The 24,635-nt window shown below is 58.7% G+C and carries 19 protein-coding genes and 2 pseudogenes; 8 read left to right on the forward strand and 13 right to left on the reverse strand.

The window, feature by feature from the left end; translation table 11 throughout:
* Positions 1-107: 107 nt before the first annotated feature.
* Positions 108-1,547 carry a cardiolipin synthase gene (cls, locus tag GQ39_RS24680; RefSeq protein ID WP_047535333.1) on the forward strand — a complete coding sequence of 480 codons (1,440 nt, stop codon included), beginning with the start codon at positions 108-110 and terminating at the stop codon, positions 1,545-1,547.
* Here the strand turns inward: cls and cfaB are convergent.
* The 5 genes from cfaB to hflK (GQ39_RS24705) all read right to left on the reverse strand — a co-directional run bounded on the left by cfaB (position 1,544) and on the right by hflK (GQ39_RS24705) (position 8,918).
* Positions 1,544-2,731: a C17 cyclopropane fatty acid synthase CfaB gene (gene cfaB, locus GQ39_RS24685; RefSeq protein WP_047535335.1), complete on the reverse strand. Its 1,188-nt coding sequence runs from the start codon at positions 2,729-2,731 to the stop codon at positions 1,544-1,546. The genes cls and cfaB overlap by 4 nt on opposite strands.
* 226 nt (positions 2,732-2,957) lie before the next feature.
* Complete coding sequence (locus tag GQ39_RS24690) at positions 2,958-4,865, reverse strand: cation-translocating P-type ATPase (protein ID WP_047535338.1); 1,908 nt, start codon at positions 4,863-4,865, stop codon at positions 2,958-2,960.
* Complete coding sequence (gene hflK / locus GQ39_RS24695; RefSeq protein ID WP_047535341.1) at positions 4,862-5,920, reverse strand: protease modulator HflK; 1,059 nt, start codon at positions 5,918-5,920, stop codon at positions 4,862-4,864. The genes GQ39_RS24690 and hflK (GQ39_RS24695) overlap by 4 nt, the downstream gene beginning before the upstream one ends.
* Complete coding sequence (hflC, locus tag GQ39_RS24700; protein WP_047535344.1) at positions 5,917-6,960, reverse strand: protease modulator HflC; 1,044 nt, start codon at positions 6,958-6,960, stop codon at positions 5,917-5,919. Before hflC ends, hflK (GQ39_RS24695) begins: the two co-directional genes overlap by 4 nt.
* Positions 6,957-8,918, reverse strand: coding sequence for a protease modulator HflK (gene hflK, locus GQ39_RS24705; RefSeq protein WP_047535345.1), 1,962 nt, complete (start codon positions 8,916-8,918; stop codon positions 6,957-6,959). Before hflK (GQ39_RS24705) ends, hflC begins: the two co-directional genes overlap by 4 nt.
* A 218-nt stretch (positions 8,919-9,136) precedes the next feature.
* Here hflK (GQ39_RS24705) and lpdA point away from each other — a divergent pair, with 218 nt between their 5' ends.
* Complete coding sequence (lpdA, locus tag GQ39_RS24710; protein ID WP_047535348.1) at positions 9,137-10,537, forward strand: dihydrolipoyl dehydrogenase; 1,401 nt, start codon at positions 9,137-9,139, stop codon at positions 10,535-10,537.
* Between the two features lie 107 nt (positions 10,538-10,644).
* Here the strand turns inward: lpdA and GQ39_RS24715 are convergent, their stop codons facing one another.
* On the reverse strand, positions 10,645-11,118 hold the full coding sequence (locus tag GQ39_RS24715; protein WP_047535350.1) for an Lrp/AsnC family transcriptional regulator: 474 nt from the start codon (positions 11,116-11,118) through the stop codon (positions 10,645-10,647).
* Between the two features lie 145 nt (positions 11,119-11,263).
* On the opposite strand from GQ39_RS24715, the gene GQ39_RS24720 reads away from it, so the two are divergent.
* The gene (locus GQ39_RS24720) at positions 11,264-11,893 is read left to right on the forward strand and encodes a LysE family translocator (protein WP_047535353.1); all 630 of its coding nucleotides are present in this window, start codon (positions 11,264-11,266) and stop codon (positions 11,891-11,893) included.
* Here GQ39_RS24720 and GQ39_RS24725 read toward each other — a convergent pair whose 3' ends face one another.
* The 5 genes from GQ39_RS24725 to GQ39_RS24745 all read right to left on the reverse strand — a co-directional run bounded on the left by GQ39_RS24725 (position 11,894) and on the right by GQ39_RS24745 (position 19,059).
* Positions 11,894-14,014, reverse strand: coding sequence for a hypothetical protein (locus GQ39_RS24725; protein ID WP_047535356.1), 2,121 nt, complete (start codon positions 14,012-14,014; stop codon positions 11,894-11,896).
* Positions 14,001-15,197, reverse strand: a complete 1,197-nt coding sequence (locus GQ39_RS24730; protein ID WP_047535358.1) for a DUF3142 domain-containing protein — start codon at positions 15,195-15,197, stop codon at positions 14,001-14,003. The genes GQ39_RS24725 and GQ39_RS24730 overlap by 14 nt, the downstream gene beginning before the upstream one ends.
* 110 nt (positions 15,198-15,307) lie before the next feature.
* Positions 15,308-17,338 (reverse strand): pyridoxamine 5'-phosphate oxidase family protein, encoded by a 2,031-nt coding sequence (locus GQ39_RS24735; protein WP_047535361.1) that lies wholly within the window; start codon positions 17,336-17,338, stop codon positions 15,308-15,310.
* Between the two features lie 64 nt (positions 17,339-17,402).
* Positions 17,403-18,029 carry a glutathione S-transferase family protein gene (locus GQ39_RS24740; RefSeq protein ID WP_047535364.1) on the reverse strand — a complete coding sequence of 209 codons (627 nt, stop codon included), beginning with the start codon at positions 18,027-18,029 and terminating at the stop codon, positions 17,403-17,405.
* A gap of 127 nt (positions 18,030-18,156) precedes the next feature.
* Positions 18,157-19,059, reverse strand: a complete 903-nt coding sequence (locus GQ39_RS24745) for a LysR family transcriptional regulator (RefSeq protein ID WP_047535368.1) — start codon at positions 19,057-19,059, stop codon at positions 18,157-18,159.
* Positions 19,060-20,032: 973 nt separating this feature from the next.
* On the opposite strand from GQ39_RS24745, the pseudogene GQ39_RS33865 reads away from it, so the two are divergent.
* Both GQ39_RS33865 and GQ39_RS33870 read left to right on the forward strand, forming a co-directional pair.
* Positions 20,033-20,200 (forward strand): annotated as a pseudogene (locus tag GQ39_RS33865) (HAMP domain-containing protein); the annotation flags it as partial.
* Positions 20,201-20,332: 132 nt separating this feature from the next.
* Positions 20,333-21,058, forward strand: coding sequence for a methyl-accepting chemotaxis protein (locus GQ39_RS33870; RefSeq protein ID WP_371919880.1), 726 nt, complete (start codon positions 20,333-20,335; stop codon positions 21,056-21,058).
* Positions 21,059-21,708: 650 nt separating this feature from the next.
* On the opposite strand, the gene GQ39_RS24755 is transcribed toward GQ39_RS33870, so the two are convergent.
* A complete protein-coding gene (locus GQ39_RS24755) occupies positions 21,709-22,347 on the reverse strand; it encodes an antitoxin Xre/MbcA/ParS toxin-binding domain-containing protein (protein ID WP_081997967.1) in 639 nt (212 codons plus the stop codon).
* Between the two features lie 361 nt (positions 22,348-22,708).
* A pseudogene (locus tag GQ39_RS32650) lies at positions 22,709-22,786 on the reverse strand (peroxiredoxin); the annotation flags it as partial.
* A 670-nt stretch (positions 22,787-23,456) separates the two neighbouring features.
* Here GQ39_RS32650 and GQ39_RS24760 point away from each other — a divergent pair.
* From GQ39_RS24760 to GQ39_RS24770, 3 genes are all read left to right on the forward strand, one after another.
* A complete protein-coding gene (locus tag GQ39_RS24760; protein ID WP_047539157.1) occupies positions 23,457-23,867 on the forward strand; it encodes a MerR family transcriptional regulator in 411 nt (136 codons plus the stop codon).
* Positions 23,864-24,106, forward strand: a complete 243-nt coding sequence (locus GQ39_RS24765; RefSeq protein ID WP_046057057.1) for a DUF2933 domain-containing protein — start codon at positions 23,864-23,866, stop codon at positions 24,104-24,106. The genes GQ39_RS24760 and GQ39_RS24765 overlap by 4 nt, the downstream gene beginning before the upstream one ends.
* A 159-nt stretch (positions 24,107-24,265) precedes the next feature.
* Positions 24,266-24,607 (forward strand): hypothetical protein, encoded by a 342-nt coding sequence (locus GQ39_RS24770; RefSeq protein ID WP_046057058.1) that lies wholly within the window; start codon positions 24,266-24,268, stop codon positions 24,605-24,607.
* The last annotated feature ends 28 nt before the right edge of the window (positions 24,608-24,635 follow it).

A 24,635-nucleotide genomic window follows, 5' to 3' on the forward strand; every position in this document is an offset into this window, starting at 1 on the left:
GTTAGACGTCAGCCACGGGCTTCGGTTCATGGGTCAATTAAATAGCGACATTCTGCCCGGAACATGGTCTGTTACGCATTGAATCTTCAGGAGCAAGGCTGCCCCCCATGGATTATTTTGGCCCCCATATTTTTGGCTACACGATTGCTCTGCTGCACTTCCTGGGCATGATCACGGCGATACACGCGGTGCTGACCGTACGCACCGCCCAGGGATCGATCGCTTGGGCCCTGTCCCTGGTTTTTATACCTTACCTGACGCTCATCCCTTATCTGGTGTTTGGCCGCAGTACGTTCAACGCTTACGTCAAGGCCCGGCGCCAGGCCAACGAAGAAATGCGCAGGGCGATCTCCGAGCTCAATTGGCGGCCATGGGTAGAAGAAGCGCTCACGGCTCGCGCCTCCACCGCATACGCCTCATTAAGAGCCATGCCGAAGTTGGGCCGTATGCCGTGCCTGGCCAACAACGAAGTGCGACTGTTGATCAACGGTCAAGCCACGTTCGATGCGATTTTCGACGCCATCAGTCAGGCAAAGGAAGCCGTCCTGATCCAGTTCTTCATCGTCCACGACGACCGCCTCGGTCAGCGTCTGCGAGATTTGCTGCTGCACAAAGCCGCTGAAGGCGTGGCGATTTACTTGCTGTACGACCGGATTGGCAGTCACTCCCTGCCCCACAGTTATGTGCAGTCGTTGCGCGAGGGCGGCGTCGAGGTCAAGGCCTTCGCGACCCGCAGCGGCTGGCTTAACCGCTTTCAGGTCAACTTTCGTAATCACCGCAAGATCGTCGTCGTGGACGGGATGCTGGGCTTCGTCGGCGGGCACAACGTCGGCGACGAATACATGGGCGAGAAACCGCCCCTGGCCCCTTGGCGTGATACCCATGTGCGCGCCCGTGGCCCAGTGGTCGCGTGCATGCAGGAGTCCTTTGCCGAAGACTGGTTCTGGGCCGCGCGCGCACTGCCGCCCCTGATTCTGCCGGATGTGTACCCGGATGACGGAGTGCTCTGCCAATTGCTGGCCAGCGGGCCAGCGGATTCCTACGAAACCTGTTCGTTATTTTTCGTCGAAGCCATCCATGCGGCGACCGAGCGGGTGTGGATCACCAGCCCGTATTTCATCCCGGACGAAGCGGTGTTCGCCGCCTTGCGCCTGGCGGTATTGCGTGGTGTGGATGTGCGGCTGCTGCTGCCATCACGACCCGATCACCGAATCGTCTATGCAGCCTCCAGCCTGTATGCCTTCGAAGCGGTGCGTGCCGGGGTGCGCGTGTTCCGCTACCAGCCCGGTTTCCTGCATCAGAAGGTGGTCTTGATCGACAGTGAAATCAGCGCCATTGGCAGCGCCAACCTGGACAACCGTTCGTTCCGGCTGAACTTCGAAGTGATGTTGCTGACGGTCGATAGCGCCTTTGCTGCCGAGGTGGAGCGCATGCTCAACGACGACTTCGCCCAGGCGCACGAAATCGCCAAAGAAGAAAGCCGGGAAACCCACCGCCTGCAACAGGTCGGCATGCGGGTTGCCCGGCTAATTTCGCCGATTCTTTAAGGCGTATAGATGTCGTCGCGGGTCCACGGCAATTCATGGCTGCCATCGGGGTGGGTCTTCACCGCAAGGATCTGGTGCAGGTTGATCCAGCCCCTGGCGAACGCGTAGGCGCATCCTGCCAGGTACAACCGCCAGATCCGCAGCGCTTGATCCGGCACCTCTTTGGCGGCGGCTTCAAGGTTGTCTTCGAGGCGTTCGCTCCAGTGGTCCAGGGTGCGTGCGTAGTGCAGACGCAGGCTCTCGACATCGACGATCTCGAGCCCTGCCTCGCTGATCTCGGCAGAGATCATCGACAGGTGCGGCAGTTCGCCGTTGGGGAATACGTATTTCTCAATGAAATCCCCAGCGCCACGTCCCACCGGACGACCGTCGGTGTGCTTGGCCGTGATCCCGTGGTTCATCACCAGGCCACCCTCCTTCACCGCACCGAACAAGGTTTTGCAGTACTCGGCCAGGTTGGCGTGACCGACGTGTTCGAACATTCCGACGCTGACCACCTTGTCGAACCGACCGTCTTGCGGCAAATCGCGGTAGTCGAGCAACTGCAGCTCGACCAGGTCCTCCAGCCCTTCCTCTTTAACGCGCTCGCGGGCCAGGGCCAGTTGCTCTTTGCTCAGCGTAATGCCGAAAACTTTCGCGCCGAATTCACGGGCCGCATACCGAGCCAATCCGCCCCAACCGCAGCCGACATCCAGTAAATAGTCACCCGGTTGCAGGCGCAACTTGCGACACAAATGGCGGAATTTCGCTTGTTGGGCTTGCTCAAGGCTCTCGCTGCCGGTCTCGAAATAAGCGCAGGAATAGGCCATGTCGCTGTCGAGCCACAGCTGATAAAACGCATTGGAAAGGTCGTAGTGGTAGGAAATCGCCTTGGCGTCGGTTTCCTTGTCGTGGACAGTACGTACAGGCTGACTGCCATCGTCCTCCGCTAGCAGCGCCTGACTCCATTCATCGCACACGCGAATGACGTCGCTGATGGAACCCTCCAGCTCCAGTTTGCCTTCGACAAACGCTGCCCCTAGCGCGTCCAGGCTGGGATGGGTGAACTGGGTCACCATTTGTGGGTCCTTGACCACAATCGTGACGCTGGGTGACGGCCCCAGATTGAATTCATGGCCGTCCCAGAGTCGCAGGCGTAGCGGTAACTGCAGATTCTGTAAGGCCGGTGGAAGTTGCGCGAGCATGGATAATCCCCCCTTGTTTCAGACGTCTGATCAGAGGGTAGACCATCCTGAAAAAATAGCTGGCTATCGAATTAATAGCCGTTTTCTATAATTCGCAGCGAAATGCCCAGTTGCCGCGAAAAAACAAAATGCCGTGCCCTCACCTTAGATGACTGCGGACAGCGCGCGCAGTTCTGAAATCTTTCAAGCGGGCATCCAGCGCGCTAGAGCCGCTGCCGAATTGAACTCAGTCCCCATCCTTTAGCTTCAGCAACGGCTCTTGAAAGCGCAGCAGCCGCCCTGCGTTGCCCAATACCAACAACGTACTGAGGTTATGCAAGACCGCCGCAATCATCGCGCCCGCCGCACCGAGCCAGCCGAACGCGGCAAAGGCCACAATTGCCAGGGTCCAACCCAGGCCGATGATCACGTTGACCTGCAAAGTCTGTCGGCATTGCCGACTCAAGCGCACGCAGGTACCGAGGCGACGCAGGTCGCTGCCGATCAACACGACGTCCGCCGACGCCAATGCGATATCCGCCCCGCCCGCGCCCATTGCAACACCGACCACACCCGCCTTGAGCGCCAGCGAATCGTTGATTCCATCCCCCACCACCATTGGCCGGAAACCGCTGCCGATCTCCTTGAGCACGCAGTTCAACTTATCCTCAGGCAAGGCCTGTGCCTCGACGTCACTGATGCCGACATCCCGAGCGAGCGAGTGCGCGACACTTTGTCGGTCGCCGGTCAGCAACAGCTGCCGACCCAATCCAAGCTCGCGCAATTCATTCAAGGCAAATTTCGCTTCCGGTTTAACGCTGTCGGCCAACAACAGCCAGGCGAGGAATTCACCGTTTAGCGCCAGCCCGGCAATCGGACCGTCGTGGTCTGGAACGTCTGAGGTGGCGATGCCCAATTGGGCGAACAACTCCGGTCGCCCCAGCGCGGCTTCGCCTTGCTCCGTCATGGCCACCACGCCCAAGCCCTGACGCTCGTGAATGTTCGACAACAGCAAAAAATGATCCTGCGTCACCAGCCCGGCCAGCGCCCGACTGACCGGATGACTGCTGGCGGAACCGAGGCTGGCGGCAAGTTTCAGGACATGGCTGCGGTCCTCCAGCGGGCTGTCGATGGATTGCAGGCGCAAGGTGCCGAAGGTCAGGGTTCCGGTCTTGTCGACCACCAGCGATGTCAGGTCGGCCAGTTCCTCAAGAAACGCCGAACTGCGAATCAGAATGCCATGCCGTGCAGCCACTGCCACCCCGGCAATCGCCGTCGCGGGCGCAGACAACACCAGCGCACAAGGACAAGCCGCCACCAGCACCGCGAGCATGGCTTGAGCATCATTGGTGATGAACCAGGTCACGGCGGCCAGTAGCAATACCAGCACCATGTAGCTTCCGGCGTAACGCTCCAGCAACCGGGTGATCGGCGGCTTGGAACGTTCGGCGTTTTGCATCAGCGCGATGACTTTGCCGAGGGTCGATTCGCGGCCGGTTCGGGTGACTTCGATGCGCAGCAGGCCATCGAGATTAATCGCGCCACCGAACACCGGCATGCCGACGCCGGCCTCCATCGGCACCGATTCGCCGGTAATGGATGCGGTGTCCAGACTCGCCTGACCGGACAACACCCGACCGTCCGCCGGCACCCGGTCACCGGCGCGAACTTCCACCCGATCGCCAGCCTTGAGCGTACCGTTGTCCACCTCGACGATGGAGCCATCCGCCTGAACCTTGCGTGCATGGCTGCGAGTCAGTTTGCCGAGGGCGTGAATGGCTTCTTGCGAGCCAATGACGCTGCGCTCTTCCAACACGTGACCGAAGATCATGATGATCGGCAACAACGCCGCCGTGAGCAGATCGCCTGTCGCCCAGGCCCCCAGCATGGCCAAGGCGATCAGTTGATCAGTAATCCCGTGCAAACTCGGATACCGCAGGCTGTACCAGGCCGACCGCATGACCGGCACGGCCACCAATACAGAAGCAAAACCCAGGAGCAATTGGCTGACACCGATCTGATCCGGCGACCACCAGCGCCACGAGAGGCCCAGCGCGAGCAAGCCGAGTGCAAGCATGGCCAGCGTCAACTGACGGGCAGCGCTGCGTTGTTCTGCCGAGGACAACATGCTCGGCGCAGCAGTTTGAGCGGTCATTGTGCAGCTCCCTGAATGATCAGGCGGGTATCGTCTTTCGGATCAACCGTGGTGACCGAGCCAGCCTGGCCAAGAATCTTCGGTATCCGCTCGCGGTAGATACGCAGCAACATTTGCGGGTCGGTGCCCTGTTGTTGCGCCTGGGTCAGGCTCAACACCGTGGCCGTATCCGCAGAGGCCTTCGCCAGCCGTTCGCTGGCCTGAGCGTGGGCGACCTGCAGTGTGCGGTCGGCTTGTTCGTTGGCGGTCTGGGTCAGCTTCTCCGCTTCCGTGCGCGCGTTGGCCACGGCTTTGTCGGCTTGTTGGCTGGCCGTCAGCACCGCGTTGAAGGCGGTGACCGCAGGGTCTGGCAGACTCGACTGCACATCGACCCGCGACACCTCGATCCCCAATCCCTGCCCCGTCGCCGCCAATTCAGCCAAGCGTTGATTGATGCCTTGCACCAGATCACCTCGCAGGCGCTCACGTCTTTCGGCTGCCTGATTATCGGCACCTATCAGTTCCGGTCGGGCGACCAGAATAGTGTCCAGGTCACGTGCGGCGGTCAGTGCCACCGCGCTACGGGTCACCATGCGGTCCAGTGCCGGGATTACATGCTCGCCTTGAAGCACGAAGGCATATGGCTCGGTAACCTTGTAAAACACCCGAACATCCAGTTGCACCACACCGGCATCCCCTGTCAGCAGATAACCGGAACCTGCCAGCGCATCGCTGATCGGCGTTGCGAAACTGGCCACGCGATCGGCCTGCAAGGCGGTGTCGGTGCGCAGCAAGTTTTCCACGCGACGCTCGATCACCCGGTCCGCCGCCGGCAGCAAAATCACCTGCTCGAACGGTCGCGGCCAGGCCAATAGCAAACCAGCATTCTGGATGCGATCCAGGGCGCCGAAGTGCAACACCACCGCACGATTTTGTGGGTCTATTTGCCGCACGTTGGAGAACGCCCACGCCAAAGCAGCCAAGACCGTTACCGCGTAAAGCGCGAGAAATGCCAGGCGCCCGGCCTGTATCCAGGGGCTGCTCAACTCATTTGTTCCACGTGGAACCCAACTCATGGCTGCGATCCGGACTTGTTATCGAGGGTTGGCGGGCCATCAACCAACACCCGGAAAGGCGCGGCATCAGTGCGCAGAATCAGTTTCGTACCCGGCGTGACTACAGTGCCCAAGGTGTCGAGCGAGCGCAGCAGGTTGTAGAGCTGTGGCGAACCGGCATACGCGCGGCCATAAATCTGCGCGGCCTCGACCCGGGATTGCGCCTCGATGTCCGCCGCTTTCACCGTCGCATCGGCCTGCACGATCCGCGCATCACGTTCCGCCGCGGAGCGGATTTGCGCCGCTTCGCGCTTGCCGATGGCTGTGCGTTCGGTGGCGATGGTTTCACGCTCGGCGCGCATACGATCAACCGTCGCCGTCAGCGTCACTGAAGGCAAGGTCAGGCGTTCGATACCCACTTGCAGTACCCGCACGCCATAGGTGGTCAGCAACTGCTGATCGATTTGCTTACGCAGTTGCGCTTCGAAATCAGCGATGTGAACTTGGCTGGCGTCGGTGTTCACCAGATTGGCGAGATCGAAACTACTGGCCGTGGTCTCCAGTGCCGAGCCGACAAAGGTGCGGATTTGTCGCGCCGCTTCGTCCGGCTGATTTTGCACAGCACGCATAAAGCGCTGCACATTGTCAGGGTCACCCTGCACCTGCCAGGCCACGTACGCCTGGATGATGATGCGCAAACCGTCGCGCGTACCGACATCCTGCAAACCGCTGGACGTGGTGCGCAACCGCAGATCAACCGGGATCGCCGCTTCGAACGGCGCCGGCCAACGCCACCCCAGACCGGGTTCAAGCAAGACCCGCGACGGATTGCCGAAACGGGTAATCACCGTCGCTTCACCCGAGCGCACTTGCACCAGGCTCGCGGCCGCTACCGCAACCGCCACCAGCAACGCGGCCCACCCCATGCGTCGCCAAGGGAACGGGCCGGCCTCTTGTGGATCGCCGTGGTGATGGTGGTGATGACCGTGGTGGTGATGCCCGCCATGGCCGTGATCGTGGCCACTGTGGTCATCATGATCGTGGGTATGCGACTGGCTCAATGGGCGGCTCCTGGCTGAGCAGATGGACGCGACGGCGCAGGGTCAGCCGGCAACGTGAACGTACGGAGATCGATGGTCGGCGCATTGCTGCTGCCGCCCAGGCGATGATCGAGGACCAGCAACCTGGCATTGGCCAGGCCCTGGGAAAGTTGGCCGAGGTATTGCTCAAGCACGAAGGCCTGGCCCGCACTGGCATAAGCCTTTTTCTCGGCGGCAAATTTCAGGTCGGCAGCCTTGGCCGTCGCATTGATTTCCTGGGCACTCGCCGTGGCCTGATCGCGGGCCATGCTGGCCTGCAACCGGGCCTGGTTGGTTGCTTCGGCGGCGGCACCGCGTTCACGGGCGATCAGGGCCTGCGCGCCGATCTGCGCCGCTTGTACACCGTGATAAGCATTGGCCGCCCCTGCCGGTGGATGGATCGCCTCGACCACCGTGGCGAGAATTTCAACGCCGCTGTCGAGCTTCTGCAGGTCGGCCTGCACGGCCCGACCAATCTCTTCGGCGAGCCCGACCCGGTCCTCACCGAGTAAGCCATCAAGGGTTCGCGAGGCGAAGTCGTGGACCAGAATGCGGCTGGCGGTGCTGCGGATCAGGGTCGGCACGTCCGCGCTGTTATAAGTCGCCGCCAGCGCGGCCTGATCATCCAGACCGATGCGATAGACAAACCGGACGTCCATGTTGACGATCTGGAAGCTCTGTTTGTCGGCACGGCTGCTGGCAATCACCTGGGATTTGTCATTCACATGGCTGGCGTCCCACAACCGGTTGGCCGCTATGGGCGCCGGGCCTTCGGCGGGGTCGGCCTGCACGGGTGCTGATTTTTCACCCACGCTGGTGGCCAATTCATGAACCACACCGTTTTCGACACTCACCACCCTGCCCAACGGCCAGGGTAAACCTGCCTGTAATCCAGGACCGAATACCGCCACGGGTTGGCCGAAGCGCTCGTAGATCCCCCGCCCTTGCAACGGTATTTCATGAATACCGGTCAGCGACCATCCGACAAGAGCGACAACGCCCAGCACCGGCAAAAACGCCCGACGCATGTAAGTGAAGGCCCAGATTTGTCGCAGGTCGATGCCGAAGCGGTTGTGCAATTCGTGCTGCAGGGCCAGCAAGGGTTGTGGCGGCCAGCGCAGCATATCGGCGATAAAACTGCGCGCCAGCAAAGCAGGTTCGAGTTGATCTCGACGAGGGCTGAACAGTGACAACACGGCACGCAGCAACAATTCGGATGCAACGAGCCCCGGCAACAGGCCGATCAGTACAGCCAGACGCACCGGCCAGACCGAGGTTTCATTGCCAAACAACAGGCATGACGCACCGAGTATCAGGCTGATGATTGCCACCCGGATCAACTGTGCCAACGCGCCGGCTTCGGGCCATTGGGCGCTGCCTTCCTGCGTCAGCTGACGCTCAAGAACCAGCAAGCCGAAGCCCAGCAACAGCGCCATGGCAGCGCCGACAGTGGCCGACACCCCCAAAGCGGCGGGCGGTAAATCAAGGTTCCAGGCTTGCTCGACGCTGAGTAATGCCAACAGCGCCCAACCACCCAACCACAGTGTTGGCGCACCGATTTGCCCGAGCAGATTCAGCCAGCGCTGACTGATCCGCTCCAGCAGCCGTTCGTACCAGCCCGACGGGGCTTCTGTCTCTGCCGAGGCGACCACCAACGGCGCCAGCGGACTCATTGCCTGCGCGCGCCATCGCGTCACCCACCCGGCGGATTGCAAGCCCGCAACCAGCACCAGCAACGCGGCGCTCTGATTGAACAACAGGGCAGGCCAAAGGGATTGCGGCGCAAACAGCCCGACAAAAAAACCAGATACCAGGCCCATCGCCGCGAGCGCGCCCAGACCGATGGCGAGCAGGCGCAATCGTCGCCCTTGAAAAACGGCCTGCTGAAAGCGCGGCAATCCGGCTGCCTGCGCTCCTTCCTCATCGAGATCGACTTGCATACCACCCCAGTGTTTACATTGGCCAGCGTCACATTTCGTTACGATATAACGCGACCAGTGAAATTTCCGTACATATGTGCGCTATCTAAAAAGGCTCAACCTGTCGCTAGCCTGAAGCCTTGACCGAAATGCACTAAAACGCTCATATTATGATCGTAATTTTTTATCAAAGACTACGTTTACCCCTTCCCCAACCGCTTTCATTCCAGGAGTAATCCATGAGCACTTATGACGTTGTGATACTTGGCGGTGGCCCCGGTGGCTACAACGCAGCGATCCGCGCTGGCCAACTGGGTTTGAAAGCCGCGTGCGTAGAAGGACGCGCCACGCTGGGCGGCACCTGCCTGAACGTCGGCTGCATGCCATCCAAGGCATTGCTGCACGCCTCCGAACTTTACGACGCGGCGATGGGCGCGGAATTCGCCAACCTGGGGATTGAGGTCAAACCCACGCTTAATCTGGCTCAAATGATGAAACAGAAAGACGAGAGCGTGACCGGTCTGACCAAAGGCATCGAGTTCCTCTTTCGCAAAAACAAGGTCGACTGGATCAAGGGATGGGGCCATATCGACGGGCCGGGCAAAGTCACGGTAACGGACAGTGCCGGTGGCAAGACCGAACTGAGCGCCAAAGACATCATTATCGCCACCGGTTCCGAACCCACTCCCCTGCCCGGCGTGGACATCGATAACCAACGCATCCTCGATTCCACTGGCGCCCTGTCACTGACCGAAGTCCCGAAACACCTGGTGGTGATCGGCGCTGGGGTGATTGGCCTGGAGCTGGGTTCGGTCTGGCGGCGTCTGGGGGCTCAGGTGACCGTGGTCGAATACCTGGACCGTATCTGCCCGGGCGTGGACGGCGAAGCGGGCAAAACCCTGCAGCGCTCATTGAGCAAACAAGGGATCAGCTTCAAGCTGAGTTCAAAAGTGACCCGCGCCACCACGTCCGCCACCGGCGTTCAACTCAGCGTCGAGCCCGCCGCAGGCGGCACCGCAGAGTCGATTGAAGCCGATTACGTGCTGGTGGCCATCGGACGCCGACCTTATACACAGGGCCTGGGGCTGGAAAACGTCGGCCTCACCACAGACAAACGCGGCATGCTCGCCAACAAGGGCCATCGAACCGAGGCCGCCGGCGTCTGGGTGATTGGCGATGTCACCTCCGGCCCGATGCTCGCCCATAAGGCCGAAGACGAAGCCATGGCTTGCGTCGAGCAGATCGTGGGCAAGGCCGGCGAGGTCAATTACGACTTGATCCCCAACGTGATCTATACCAAACCCGAACTGGCCAGCGTCGGCAAGACCGAAGAACAACTGAAGGCCGAAGGTCGGGCATTCAAAGTCGGCAAATTCCCCTTCACCGCCAACAGCCGGGCGAAGATCAATCACGAAACCGAAGGCTTCGCCAAAGTGCTGGCCGATGAGCGCACGGACGAAATCCTCGGCGTGCATCTGGTGGGCCCGAGCGTCAGTGAAATGATTGGCGAGTATTGCGTGGCCATGGAGTTCAGCGCGTCCGCCGAAGACATCGCCCTGACCTGTCACCCGCACCCGACTCGCTCCGAGGCGTTGCGCCAGGCCGCGATGAATGTGGAGGGGATGGCGACGCAGATGTAAGGCGCCTGAGTGTTCTGGGGCGGGTCCATCGCTTACGCGAGCGGGCTCGCTCCCACATTGGAATGCGTTCATCTGTGGGAGCTTGCTCGCGAAAAGCTCGCCCGGGGCTAAAGCGGCAAATGTCCCAAGGGTAACGCCCCCGGCGTCTTCACCGTGTGAATGGCAAAGTTGCTGCGGATATCGCTCACGCCCGGCAATTTCAACAAGCATCCCGTGAGGAAACGGTCATAGGCACGCAAATCCGGGACCACCACCTGCAGCAGAAAATCCGATTCTCCTGATACCAGAAACGCCGAAATCACTTCGGGCAACGCCGTCACTGACAGGCGAAACGCTTCTGCCTGCTCGTCGTTGTGGCGCTCGACCTTGACCCCGACAAACACGGTCAAGCCAAGCCCGACTTCGTCGCGATCCAGATTGGCCTGGTAGCCACGAATCACCCCGGCTTCTTCAAGCATCCGCACCCGCCGTAGACAGGGTGACGCAGACAGTCCGATTTCGTCAGCCAGCTGCACATTACTCAAGCGACCGTCCCGTTGCAGCGCGGCAAGAATCTTGCGGTCGTAGGCATCCAGTTTCATGGTTTGGCAGATCCCGATAGCACAGAGGTCATAGCCTGGCAGATTATGCCAAGGCTGGCCGCTTTAGAAGCGAACTACGCAACCACCTGCCCCGCCCTTGCGCCCTAGACTGGCCCTACCGAATCGACAACGAATGGGGTGCAACATGGCGGGTCTCTGGCTGTTTTTCATGGCATTGGCGGTGGTGTATTTATTGCCCGGCCCCGACATGATCCTGCTGTTGCAGACCGGTGCTCGCCAGGGCAAAGGCGCGGCGCTGGCCACGGCGGTGGGCCTGGCCATCGCCCGAGCCTGCCATGTGGCGCTGGCGGCATTGGGTTTGGCGGCACTGTTCAAGGCGGCGCCCTGGACCTTCGACGTGGTGCGTCTGGCCGGCGCCGCGTACCTGTTGTGGATCGGTGTTCAGTGCCTGCGCACGACCCTGTTGCCGAACCTCAATGGTGCCCATCAAACCACCGGGAAACCGCACTGGGCGCAGGCGATCCAGCGCGGTTTGCTGACCAACCTGCTCAACCCCAAGGCGCTGTTGTTCTGCTCCGTGCTACTGCCCCAGTTCATCAACCCACACGCCGGGCCGGTACTCGCACAATTCGCGACCTTGGGCGTGGTGTTGGTGGCCGTCGGTTTGCTGTTCGACAGTGCTTATGCGCTGGTCGGTGCGGCGCTGGGCCGATGGCTGCAACGCAGTCCATCCGCCCAACGCCTTCAGCAGTGGCTGTTCGGCAGCCTGCTGATTGGTTTCGCCGTGCGGCTGACCTTTGTTCAGCAGGCGTAATTAAGCCCGTTTCTTGCGCTTATGACGGTTGACCAGCAGCAGGGCTATCGCTGTTAACACCACGACACCCCCCATCTCCAGCCACTTTTTGTAGGGCCGAAGGGCTGCACGGATGGGCGCCACCGCTTGGGTCACGTAACGCTTATCTGCATTCTGGAAATCCGGATAAGGGCAGCGTTCACCGAAAAATACTGCCCAATCCACATAAGGGCCTTCTTTGACGTAGCGCTGATAGAAAGCGCGTTTTTCATCCGGACCGGTGTTCCACCCCGTCGCCGCACACAGCACAGCCGCGAATGCCTGACTGGTATGAGGCAAGTAATCGGCGGCACGACTGGCCAATGCATTCGCGACATAGCGGTAGTGGTAACGCTGATCGGGTTGGGCAGCGCTGGCTCGCTGGCGGATGACTTCCTGTTCGGCCACCCATGGACCAACTTTGAGTTCGTTGCTTTCGAGACTGTAATTGCCAGCCAATGTGGCGTAGTCCGGAGCCATCTCGTAACCCAGGAGTTCCATTCCGTCGAATCGGGCCAGCGTGGCAGCGTGGAAGTAGGCAAATGCACGCTTGCTCGGCCACCATTTTGATTCAGCGTCGTGGCGCAACTGCCCATACCACGTTGCCTTTTTCTGTAAATCCAGGCTGTCGAAGTAGGCCGGTGCCTCGTCGTAACGTGCTTCACGCAACAAGCGCCGTCCGAGCAAATTGCGCAGCTTGGCGGCCACCGGCAGCGGTACATAGTTATCGCGGTCCTGCTGAGTCAGGGGGGGTGGCGCCGGCACCTGAGTGTCGACGTAATGTTTGAGCTCATCGACGGTCAGCACACGCTCGGCGACTGTTGCCGCATCGAACCAGTAAATGTCGTTGCTTCTATAAAGCTGATCAAAAGCCTGCAGATAATCCCCGCGCTGCAAGGCCAGAATCGCGCTTTCGCCATCGACCCGACACTTGGGCTGGAGCGTTTCGTAGTCGTAGTCCGGCGTTCTGCGCTCACCCCAGGATTCATTCTGCGGGAAAGCCTGGGCGGCCTTCGCATAAGCGGCAGCCGCGGCGCTTTTATCACCCTCGCGCACCGCCAGTTTGGCCCGCAGCCACCAAGCCAGGCCGCCATCGCCCGCGTGTTCGAGAAAGGCCTTGGCACTGGTGTAGTCACCTTGTTGATAATTGACTGCCGCCAGGCGATCCGCGTTATCGAGTGTGCCGCGCGTGCTGCTCTGCAAAAGTTTGATCAATTTCTGTTCATTGGGCGGCTGATCACCGAATGACCATCCCAGTCGACTGATCAAGGACGCCGTGATCAGTTGCTGCACCGGTTTGCCCTTGAGCAGTTCGGCCAGTTGATCGTCCGGCATCGCTGACAGATCAGCCATCAACAGCTTCAGCGAGGTGTAGCCGACCGCCGACCCCTGGAGGTTTTGCGTGGCATACAGCTCGATGGCGCTGTTCCAGTCGCCCTCGGTCCGGGCAACGCGGGCCTGTTCACCCAGACTGGCAACACCCAGTTCCAGCGGATCGCTGAAGCCATCGATGCTCAATTGTCGGGCTTGTTCGAAAGCCTTGCGCGACTGCGCCAGCAGGTCAGGACCGGCGCCCGCTTCCGAGCTCATGGCAAACAACGCCCGGCCCAACGAGTAAGCGGCCCAGGTGCTGCGTAACGGCCGTTGATCGGCCGGCAGCGCCAGTACTTTCTGAAAATATTCCGCCGCCAGACCATGATCACCGCCAGCAAATGCCACGGCACCGGCCAGATAGAACTTGAGCTCAGCCGGCAGACTTTCACCCTCAACCTCAACCCGCCGGGCATCGGTCAAATCACGCAACTGTTGCACCAGCGCCTGCTGCTCGGCCGTCAAACCTGCCTGCTCGGCCTGACTGCGCTGTTCTGCATAGTCGGTTGCTTCCATGCTGTTGACTGCTTGGGTGACGCGTTTCAGCCCGGCAATGGCATGCCCGAGGCGATTGACCTCGAAATTGAAGTTACCCTCAGGCAGTTCCGCCAGCGACTGGCCACGGTTGTCCAGCAGGCGCATGGGGAAATCCGGCCCGCACGCTAACGCCGAACCCAGCGGCAGGCTGAGACTCAGGCAAAGCAGATGGCGGGGCCAATTACGGGTAAACATTCGAACCTCCTTGATCAATATGTGCGCAGCGTGCCCAACCCATGGCACGCTGTCCGCCAGCCGCTATTCGACCTTCATGCAGGCGGGTGAAGGTAAGCAGATCCGGGCCTTGTTGCAACGCATAACCGGCCAGCGCATCCGCCCCCTCACACCCTCGCACCGCCAATGTCACACGTTCGGGCCAGGCGCTGTCGAGGTTGCCCTCGTTACTGATGCCGATGTCATAGAGGCCTTCCTGAGCCGAGAGTTTCAGCGCCAACCGACTGCTCAGGGCATCACCTCGCACCACCGCGCGCAACGTCGTCAGGCTCCAGGCTCGACGGTCGTTGGCCAGTGGCAGGCGAAACCAGATCAGGCCGGCCAGATGTGCCGGTGGATCGGCGCGCAACTTGGCGCTGAGCTGGCTGAGTTGCTGTGGATCGGCCAGCAATTCCTGACGCTTACCCTCACGTTCGAGGCGTACCTCACTTTCCACGATCGGCGCACCGCCATCACCCGGCAACAAGGCCACGCCGTAGGCCGGCAACGCCAAATAGAAGGGTTTCGAAGTGATACGGCTCCAGGCGTTTGCCCACTGCAGGGCCTGGACCGGATCGAACAACCCACGACGCGGGTCGCTGACGGCATGCACTTGCAGCACGCTGCTATCGACTGTGGATAACAACGCAGGCAATTCGCGACTGTCGAGCCACGCCGGTAACGCGGTAATGCTCAGGGGTAATGAGGCCGGTAGACGGGCGCGCAGCTGCTGAAGAAATTCGCGGTAGGCCGGTAGCCGAGCGTTGCCTGCGTCGTGGTCGATTTCCACACCGCAGAGGCTCAGTCCCAGCGCCTGCCAATCGCTGATCACCTGTTGAATCTGTGTCGTGACCTCATCCTGATCCAATGACTTGAGCTGACCATCGAGGCGAATCACCGCAATCAGTGGCCGCCCGTCTCGCTTGAGCAATGCAGGATCAATTTGTGCGCGACTCCAGCCAGCCTGGGGAAAGGCTTGTAGCGCCAGCACCCGCAAAGCGGAAAAGTCTTTGCGGCTGTCCCTCAGGGCGACGTCATGGTTGGATGTCCATTGTCGTTGCCAGACGTAGAGCTGCTGATCGAGTGGCGGAGCGTCCTGTCGTTCGCAACCACTGAACAGGGCGAGCGACGTCAGCAGGAGGATCCAGCGAGTCAGAAAAACCATGTAAGCGCCTATCCCTGAAAATGCAGAAAGGGCCAGTGACGGCCCCTTCGTTCTGCGCTCTACCCTACTGAGCCATCGATCCACGGGCAATGATGGCGTGTGACGATCCTTCAGATATCCAGCACCAAACGCTGCTCGCCCTGAGCCGGAATCGCACAACAAATCAGCACCTGTCCTTCCTCCGGCACTTCGGCGGGCGGCTGTGGATAATGCACCTGGCCACTGATCAGGCGAGTCTTGCAGGTCCCGCAGGAACCCCCTCGGCAACTGAATTCCGGTCGCAACCCGCGACTCTCTGCCAGCTCCAGAAGACTGCCGCCATCGGGTTGCCAGCGCGCCTCCTTGGCGGAGCGCTGGAACACCACCGGCACCGAGGTGGTGGCGGCTGGCGGTTGTTCGATAACCACGGCGTCGGGGTCTGGCTGTCTACGCAATGTGGAAGGCCCGAAGGTTTCGGCGTGAATCCTTGCGTCGCGGATGTCCAGCTCGCGTAATCCGTCGTACATCGCTTGGGTAAAACTTCCAGGGCCACACAGGACGAAATCCAGCTGATCGTAGTCCTCTACCTCAAGCAGATCCTTGAGTAGTGCGACGTCAATCCGTCCAGTCAGGTCGAAATCTTCACCTTCCCGCGCCGACGGCTCTGGCTGACTCAGCAGCCGCACCACCCTGACGGCATCACCAGCGTCACCAAGCAAGCGGTCCAGTTCACGACGAAACACTTGATCACCCAACGTACGCGAACTCTGCAGGAACAGGGTCGGCCGAATGCGGCGGGTGCGCAAACCTTGATAAACCACTTCACGCAGCATTGACAGCAATGGCGTGATGCCAACTCCGGCAGCCAGCAACACCAAAGGCCGACGCTCATGGGGTGCCACGGTGAAATGCCCTTGAGGCGCACGCGCCTCCAGCAGATCCCCGACGCGAATCTGTTCGTGCAGGTGCGAAGACACCCGTCCATCACGTTTGACGCTGATGCGGAAAAAATCATCCGACGGTGCGCTCGACAGGCTGTACGTGCGGATATGCACCTCGCCATCAATGTTGAACCGCAAAGGCAAATGCTGCCCGGCGTGGAACAATGGCAACCCGGCACCGTCGGCGGGTTCCAGATAGATCGAGCGAATGTTGTGGCTTTCCGGTTCAATCCGCACCACCCGCAGCGGCCGCCAGCTATCGCCCAGGGCCTGCGCTTGCAGACGAGCCTTGGCCTGCGCCCAAGTGCCGGTCAGCAAACTGGTGGGAGAGACGCCGTCGAATCGCCAGCGCAACGCCAAAGCTGCAGGCCGACGCACCACATGTTCCACGTGGAACGTCCATAAACGTTCGGCGCCTTGAAAGGCTTCGACCTGTGGACCCTCAAGAATGATTTCGGTGCGCCCACTGAGTTGCAGCAGGTCACCTGAATTGAAATCGATGAACAACAAACCGGCCCTGGGATTGGCCAGAAGATTGCCCAACGTGTTGAAAAAAAGATTGCCGGCGAAATCCGGGATGGTCAGGCGATTACCTTCTACCTGTACAAAACCGGACTGACCGCCGCGATGGGAGACATCCACCGAACGCTCACCCTCGACGTCCACATAGCTGGCGACAAAGAAGGTATCTGCCTCGGCAATCATCGCCCTGGCCGCATCATCCAGCTCGCTGTCATGCTGCGCGCGTCGCGTTGCCGGATCTTCCAGAGGCACCGATCGAAACTGGCGCAATTGAATGTATTGCGGGCAATTACCGTAGGACTGCTGCACCGTCACGCTAAATCCGCTCGCCGATGTAGCACCGATACGACCGTTGATACGGTTGCGGCGCCGGGTGTGAAGTTCGATCCCCAGCAGACCGATCGCAGCGCCGTCAGTCAATTGCGCCGGATCATCGGCAGTCGGCAGGCTGCTGAATTGCAACAGCCCTGGTTCAGGTGAATGGGCGAAGCCTGGTTCACCTTCAAGCACGCTGGCCCACGGGTTGCCTTCGGCATCCACCGCGCCGTAAAGCATGAACGGCAGTTGCTGATAGAACGTGCGGTGCTGGTCCGGCATCTCGCTACGAATCACCCGACGCCCCAACACCTCCATTCGCTCGGCGACGCCGACATGAGCCTGCATCTGTTTCTCGCCAGCATGCCACGGTGAACGGTCCATTACGGCTACTCCCCCTGCACCCTCGGCGCAGCGTGAACGGCCCGACAGCGTCGGGCCACAAGCATCAGGCGGTTTTTTGCAGGCCGGCGACGGTGCGCGGCATGCCGACAAATCCGGGCAAGGCTTCGACCCGTGCCAGCCAGGCGCGGATGTTGGCGTAGTCGTCCAGCGAGACATTGCCTTCAGGTGCATGGGCGATGTAGCTGTAGGCCGCGACGTCAGCAATGGTCGGCTCGCCGCCCGCCAGCCAAGGCGTGTTGGCCAGTTCGTGATCGATGACCTTCAGCACGGTATGGGCATAAGCGATCGTTTCTTCAGCGTTGTAAGGTGCACCAAACACCGTAATCAACCTGGCCCTGGCCGGACCAAAGGCAATCGGCCCGGCAGCCACCGACAACCAACGCTGTACCTTGGCGGCACCGACCGGATCGGTTGGCAGCCAACGACCCTTGCCGTATTTCTGTGCCAGATAAACCAGGATCGCGTTGGAATCCGCCAGCACCACGCCTTGGTCATCCAGCACAGGCACCTGTCCGAAAGCGTTGAGTGCCAGGTATTGCGGTTGTTTGTGTTCGCCTTTGGCCAGGTCAACGAAGATCAACTCGGTGGGTAATTGCAGCAGCGAAAGCATCAGCTCCACACGGTGAGCGTGGCCGGAACGGGGAAAGTTGTAGAGTTTGATGGCTTGCATGGTCGACTCCGCAGGGTAAGTGGCGCTTCGGAAGATCAGCACCGACGGCAGCCATCTTCTACCAGTCCCGAAAGCAACAGAATAACCAGCAAGTGGAATCCATTATTTCATCTGCAGCAATAATGCATCAACTGCGCAAGGCCGGGTGTTCCCGGAGGGCCTTCACCGTAAAATCGACAAAACTGCGAACCCGCGCCGGGGCGTTACGTCCGCCCTGGTAAACCACATGGATGGGCAATGGCGGCATTTCGAAGTCGGCCAGGATAATTTCCAGTTCACCGGCCGCTATTTTGCCTGCAACCTGATAAGACAAGACTCGTGTGAAACCCAGGCCGAGGCCGGCAGCGGCGATGGCCGCCTGATTCGCCGTGACCACCAGCCGTGGTTCAGGCCGGACACTCAGTGGTTCGCCGTCCACGAGGAACGGCCAGCTTCTTAACTGCCCGATCGAGGACGTCGCGATAACCGGTGCCTGGGCCAGGTCTTGCGGGTGATTTGGCCGTCCGAAAGTGGCAAGAAACCGTGGCGACGCACAAATCACCCGTCGCACCTCCCCCACCCGAATTGCATGCTGATTGCTGTCGGGCAGCTCCCCGATGCGCACGGCCACGTCGATGCCCTCCTCCACCACGCTGACCATACGATCCACCAACAACGCATTGATCGTGACATCGGGGAATTGCGTCAGAAAATTCACCATCAATGGCGTGACAAACAGCTCACCAAACAATACCGGTGCGGTAATCGTCAGTTGCCCACGAGGTTGGGCGTGACTGCCCGCCGCCGAGTCCTCGGCTTCCTGCACCTCGGCGAGAATTCTCCGACAGTCTTCAAGATAACGCTGGCCCGCCTCGCTCAGATGAACGCTGCGCGTGGTGCGCGTCAGCAGCTGCGTACCAATACGCCTCTCCAACGCCGCCACCGCGCGCGTGACACTGGCTGCCGACATACCCAGACGCCGCGCGGCCGCCGAAAACCCTTGATCTTGTGCGACTGCGGCGAAGACTTGCATTTCCTGGAAGCGGTCCATGAGCATGTCCTGGATTCGGATAAAAAAATCGCAACCATTGGCTGCGATTTTTCAGAGGGTGCTGGCTTAAAACATAGTTTGTCACAAAGGGCCCCGAGAACATTGGCCAACTCACATCTTGGGGGAGCGCCCCGGATGTTTCTCCAGATATAGCGCCGAACGCCATGACATTTTCCACTTGCCGCGCGATTGCAGCAAGTTGCCAGGAGCTTCCCCACCCCCACTACGACTATTGGATCCCTAAAGTAGTGGTGCGTTGAGAGTAAAATGGAAATCCGTTGCTCAAAAAATCAGTTACTTTCAACCAAACAAGACAGAACTTTGAAAAATCGGTGGTTCTCTACTGCTAATCGTTAAAAACACACGATTTTTTGATCTGCGTTCCCTTTTGCCGGACTACCTTATGATATTCAGTATTTCTCGTTTGATGACTTTCTGTGCTGCTGGTTTGATCGTTATAGCAATGGGTTTAACGACATTGATGCAAACCCAATTTAACGTCCTAGATGCCATTGGATCCGAAATCGAGCGACTGGGAAACGCTCTTGAGTCGACTCAAAAATTGCGCTACGAGAGCGCGCAAATTCAACAGTTCTATACCGATGCAAGCCTTACTCAAGACCATGAGCCGATGGAGGAAGCGCAGCAGCATTACGCAGCTTCGCTACAGCTTTTGGAGGAGATAGAGAAAATCGTTCCAAGTCTTTCCAGCCGACTTCAGGCCCTGCGCACGCCACTGGACCAACTCAACAGCACCGGCAAGCTAATGGTACAGGCCTATGCCAGTAACAAAGCTGACGGCGATAAAGTTATGGAAGATTTTGACCAGCGTTCGGCAAAAGTTATTTCCGAGTTTGCTGCTTTTAGTCAGCCATTGGACAAGTTGTATCGTCAGCAGTTGGATGACAGTGAAGCCGAGCGCACAAAAATCCAGGTCACCAGCCTCGTCGCATGGGGAACCGTACTTTTAATTATGCTCGGGGTGTTGTGGCTGATTGCTAGTCGAGTGCTACCGCCGATGCAGCAACTGAGCAGGTCACTGAGCGCATTAAATGACGGGAGCGGCGACCTTACCCGCAGCATCCAGTCAAAGCGAGATGATGAAATAGGTCAGGTTGTTGGGCTATTCAATACATTTTTAGGCGGCTTGCGCAGCAAAATCTCGACCGTTGCGGATGTTTCGAAGGGGCTAGAGCAATCGGCCGAACAATTGCTAAGTGATGCCGGTGCCTCTCAGCAAAGTGCTACGGATTTGCAAATTGAAGTTGAACAAGTGGCGGCGGCGGCCAATCAAATGGCTACCAACGTGCAGGGGGTTGCCAGCAACGCCGAAGCCAGCTCTGTTCAAACGCGTGACGCCTCTACACAGGCAAAAGAAGCGATTGCCGTCGTCGATAAAACCATCGTTGATATTCGCTCCTTGGCAGAAGAAGTGGGTCAAGCTGCCCAAGTGATCGCTGATCTGGAAGGCCATTCACGCGAAATCGGCGGGGTGCTGGAGGTGATTCGCACCATCGCCGAACAAACCAACTTGCTGGCGCTTAACGCCGCCATCGAAGCTGCTCGCGCCGGTGAGCAAGGTCGTGGTTTTGCAGTAGTGGCAGATGAAGTCCGCACGTTGGCTAGTCGTACGCAAAAATCTACACAAGAAATCAACGATATGATCGAACGGCTGCAAAATGCTTCACAGCATGCGGTTAAAGTAATGGACGACAGTCGTGACTTTGCTGAACGTGGAGTGCAGCAGGCTCTTAGCGCTGGCGAAGCATTACAGCGAATAAGTGCACTGGTGTCTTCAGTGTCCGATATGAGCCTGCACATTGCTGAGGCTGCCAAAGAGCAGGCCATGGTGACCGATGAAATCAATCGGCGGATCAGTAGTGTTTCGGTAGTCGCGAACACCACCGTTGTACTTGCGCAGAGCACCCTCAGCCGTGGCCGGGCGAGCGGTGGAGACGCTGAGCGGTTGTTGCAGATTGTGCGTCAGTTCAAACTTTAGGTTTTGCCCAATAAAGGTCTGAAGTCAGCAGCCGTTTTAACGACCTCGTGTCTGAAGTTCAAAAACAGCTGCTTAATCGAAATCAGGCCTTCCCTTTTGTTAGTTCATTGTTGTTTTACGCAATAGCACTTTTTTCAGGAAATTCCGCTCTACATAGGCGCGCAGAGATTCACTACTTTGTTTTCGCGGCAGCATCTAACGGCTGGATAGGGAGATGTGTCGGGAAGATAGGTGTGGATCCGGGCCTGAAGCAACAGCGGGAGCCTGGAGGATAACCCTTCCAGCTCCCGCGACAGTTTCCATTCTCTAAAGCCAAGGATGGTGCCAAACAACATAGTTTGACACACGAACATCAATAAAATCAGTCATTTACAGAGCCTTGAGCGCTCCCCAGATGACAACATAACTTGACACAACCCATGGCGATATTCGAATAACGGGGTGAGTCTATAACAACATAGTTTGACACTACCCGGAGGAGCCTTTTTAAAGTCGAGAGTGGTGCCGAACAAAATATTTTGACAACAACGGCTCAGCGAATTCAGGGGTAAACGGCTTAACGGAGCTCGCCAGCTGAATGAGTATTTTGACAACAATGCCCGTTGCGGTCGCGTACCCGCTTGTGATGGTTCTACTTAGCGGCGGTTGGATCAAAATGACATGCCCTCTGCTACCTGAATCAGCATTTCTTCGACCCGATGTGTGCCGTGGGTTGTAGTGAGCATGGCAGTTGGACTTTTACCCGAAAAACGGGATTTGGGTTTGGAAAGCCATTGTTTGGCCTTCCCTGCGTCCCCGAAGATCACCTCGGCCATGGCGGTAATGTGTGCAAAGCGGAACAGTCGATCGCTCTCATCCACCGTTAAGAGCTGATTGCTGACCAATTTTGTTTTGAGCGTTTTGAGTGGAATGATTCTGTCGCGCTCTTCCGGACTTAAGGTTCCAGCGTCGCAAAGCGACATGATCATGCTGGCCGAGAAGCCAGCTACGATCATGTCGTGAATGTCCTGATCAGAGGCGTTTGAGGGGATATTAAGAGATGCCTCCAGCCGGATGCGGTAGGCATGATAAGCATCATCACGCAGGACTCCAGCAAACACGGACTGCACTGATGTTGTGCCATGCGTAGGCTCCAGCACTATTGTGCCATTCGCTACCGTAATCATCAGATCGTCCCCAACACCTACCCCCATTTTGACAAGCAATTCTGGAGGTAAATCAACAATGACATCGCCGCTACCGTCCTCAGTATTCTGGCATTTGACTATCCAACGCTCGCTTTCACTCATGATCGTCCGGCTCTCATTTCGTCATTAGAGAAGACACGTCATTATGCTCGCGCGCAGAGCTGATCTCGTCATTGGATAACCGTGCATAGAGGCAATTCTTGCTGGGTATTGCGACGAGCGGCTGCGCCCTCCGGCGCATTGGCAAAGATGCCAGCGAAAAGCTCGACTGCACGCCCGCCGTTTTCACTTTCAAGTGCTACATCGGACGGAAACGGGTCTGCGACAGCCATCGGTCTAGGCAGAAAGATACTCGCCGAAGGGAAGGAAATCAGTCATAACGCGAGCTGGTGACTTTCCATTGGCTGGAATCATCATCCAACCTAGTCCGAACCTCGACTGCTGGCGTCTCAAAACCGCAGTAGTACTCATGGAAGTGGAGCGGGCCTTCGGTGCTTTCGGCGGTGAAGTCCGGTGCTTCGTCGCCAATGCGGACTGCCATTTTCGTTCTCCTTACTGTTGAATCGTAAGGAAGCCGTTAGAACCCGCTGACGGCTGTTCTGACGGTGTACGAGTGTCTGCGTTGAACCGGTCGGCGCGAGTCAGTATAGGAGACATACCAGGACAAGGCGGACACCAGCGTATTTACTCTGTAAGTCATTGAATTAAAAACTTTTATGCGTTATCAGCATTGAGATAGTTACCAAGTCAACAGACTACCCTCAATCCTTTTTTCGAGGACTCGTCCAGCAATCGCGTTGCTGCTTGACCTTGCCCCAATAGTAAGGTCCAACCTTACGGGAGAGAGGCTCTTCAGGAGGTTGGTGATGGTCAGCTTATTCCCCCATACCGCTACCGACACGTCCAATCCTATCCTGCAATGGAGGCTCAGCGTAGCGGGTATGCGCGGCGACCCGGCTCTGGTGGCGGATGCCTTGATGCTGTCCCGTTGCACTTATGTGCCAGATTCTGAAGAGTCCGCTCTGGGCCTTCGTCTACAACCTGATCGGTATTCCGCGAGCAGCAATGGGCGTGTTGGGTCCGGCAGTCCTGGTGCGGTAAGGGCGTTGTCCCAGTGTCTCAGTGGTTACTTACACCTTGTTACGGAACTGTTGGCAGCCGGCACAACGAGAATAGGGCTGATTCGGTGGTTCAGCGAACAGGAGGATCTTATGAACATTGGTGAGGCGGCAAGTGTCAGCGGTTTGTCCGCCCGGATGATCCGCCACTACGAGCGCATCAATCTGATCCCGCCGTCACAGCGCACGCGGTCTGGCTATCGCGTCTACTGCGAGTGCGATGTACACGTTTTACGCTTCATCCACCATGCACGAGATCTGGGATTATCGATCGAGCGGGTTCGTGCCTTATTGGCGTTATGGCGGGAGCGCAATCGCTCTGACGACGAGGTTCAGGCTATTGCGCTGAGCAACATCGATGCGCTGAATGCGCGTATTACCACGCTTCAGATCATGCGCGAGGCTCTGTCGTATCTGGCCGAGCATTGCGATGACGCTGAGCAACCACCTGGGCTGGTTCTGGATGAACGCCCCCATGACTTGCCCGAGAGGAGAGCATCATGACTCGTAATAAACCCTCAATGGTTCAGCTGGGCATCGGTGCGGCCATTATCCTGGCGGCTACCTATGTCTTGTTTCCCGCTTTTCAAGCCTGGATCGCGGCGAATGCGCTGATCTTTCTGGTGCTGCTGTGCCCGCTGTCGATGGTGTTTTGTATGCGCAACATGCACAAGGATCCGCCCAGTACCAATGACACACAGGAGGTAAAACCAATCAACCGTGACCCGAACGATAGGCCGTGAGCTGTAACCATTCCCATACCCAGCAAATTGGCTTGGCTGTTCAGCGAGTCCTTGTCTCTATACGAGGAGGTTCTTATTGACCTTCAGATTCTATCCGACGGGCTCGTCCTGACAGATTCGTAATTGTACAGTCCGCTACCAGCAACTAGACTCCCCCGCATGAAACGCTACCTGCGGTGTTGCCTCATTTTCCTGATTAGCCTGGCGCTTCCCCTCAGCGGGATGGCGGGCATTCAGGCACCGACAGAGCCTTGCCCGATGAAAATGGCGGGTATGGCGATGATGGATGACATGGGACCGGACTGCTGCCATGACATGAAAAGCCCCACCGATCACGGGAAGCCCTGCAAACCTGGTCAGGAATGCAAGACTGGCGGTATGCTGCAAGTATCGATCATCAAGCCTGTCACTCGCTTGTCCAGTCCGCTGGTGCTATCCCTTTTCAGCGACTTCCCGCCCATTCAAACCCCATCCGGGGTATGGCGTCCGCCCCGCGCCTGATTCCTGTACCACACTGAGTTTCATCCTG

This window comes from Pseudomonas sp. 11/12A, assembly GCF_000800055.1.
GTDB lineage: Bacteria > Pseudomonadota > Gammaproteobacteria > Pseudomonadales > Pseudomonadaceae > Aquipseudomonas > Aquipseudomonas mohnii.

What these genes read in the sequence shown, in the direction of transcription:
- cls (WP_047535333.1), top strand. Translation starts at nt 108, where the DNA reads ATGGATTATTTTGGCCCCCATATTTTTGGCTACACGATTGCTCTGCTG.
- cfaB (WP_047535335.1), bottom strand. Translation starts at nt 2,731, where the DNA reads ATGCTCGCGCAACTTCCACCGGCCTTACAGAATCTGCAGTTACCGCTA.
- GQ39_RS24690 (WP_047535338.1), bottom strand. Translation starts at nt 4,865, where the DNA reads ATGACCGCTCAAACTGCTGCGCCGAGCATGTTGTCCTCGGCAGAACAA.
- hflK (WP_047535341.1), bottom strand. Translation starts at nt 5,920, where the DNA reads ATGAGTTGGGTTCCACGTGGAACAAATGAGTTGAGCAGCCCCTGGATA.
- hflK (WP_047535345.1), bottom strand. Translation starts at nt 8,918, where the DNA reads ATGCAAGTCGATCTCGATGAGGAAGGAGCGCAGGCAGCCGGATTGCCG.
- lpdA (WP_047535348.1), top strand. Translation starts at nt 9,137, where the DNA reads ATGAGCACTTATGACGTTGTGATACTTGGCGGTGGCCCCGGTGGCTAC.
- GQ39_RS24715 (WP_047535350.1), bottom strand. Translation starts at nt 11,118, where the DNA reads ATGAAACTGGATGCCTACGACCGCAAGATTCTTGCCGCGCTGCAACGG.
- GQ39_RS24720 (WP_047535353.1), top strand. Translation starts at nt 11,264, where the DNA reads ATGGCGGGTCTCTGGCTGTTTTTCATGGCATTGGCGGTGGTGTATTTA.
- GQ39_RS24725 (WP_047535356.1), bottom strand. Translation starts at nt 14,014, where the DNA reads ATGTTTACCCGTAATTGGCCCCGCCATCTGCTTTGCCTGAGTCTCAGC.
- GQ39_RS24730 (WP_047535358.1), bottom strand. Translation starts at nt 15,197, where the DNA reads ATGGTTTTTCTGACTCGCTGGATCCTCCTGCTGACGTCGCTCGCCCTG.
- GQ39_RS24735 (WP_047535361.1), bottom strand. Translation starts at nt 17,338, where the DNA reads ATGGACCGTTCACCGTGGCATGCTGGCGAGAAACAGATGCAGGCTCAT.
- GQ39_RS24740 (WP_047535364.1), bottom strand. Translation starts at nt 18,029, where the DNA reads ATGCAAGCCATCAAACTCTACAACTTTCCCCGTTCCGGCCACGCTCAC.
- GQ39_RS24745 (WP_047535368.1), bottom strand. Translation starts at nt 19,059, where the DNA reads ATGGACCGCTTCCAGGAAATGCAAGTCTTCGCCGCAGTCGCACAAGAT.
- GQ39_RS24755 (WP_081997967.1), bottom strand. Translation starts at nt 22,347, where the DNA reads ATGAGTGAAAGCGAGCGTTGGATAGTCAAATGCCAGAATACTGAGGAC.
- GQ39_RS24760 (WP_047539157.1), top strand. Translation starts at nt 23,457, where the DNA reads ATGAACATTGGTGAGGCGGCAAGTGTCAGCGGTTTGTCCGCCCGGATG.
- GQ39_RS24765 (WP_046057057.1), top strand. Translation starts at nt 23,864, where the DNA reads ATGACTCGTAATAAACCCTCAATGGTTCAGCTGGGCATCGGTGCGGCC.
- GQ39_RS24770 (WP_046057058.1), top strand. Translation starts at nt 24,266, where the DNA reads ATGAAACGCTACCTGCGGTGTTGCCTCATTTTCCTGATTAGCCTGGCG.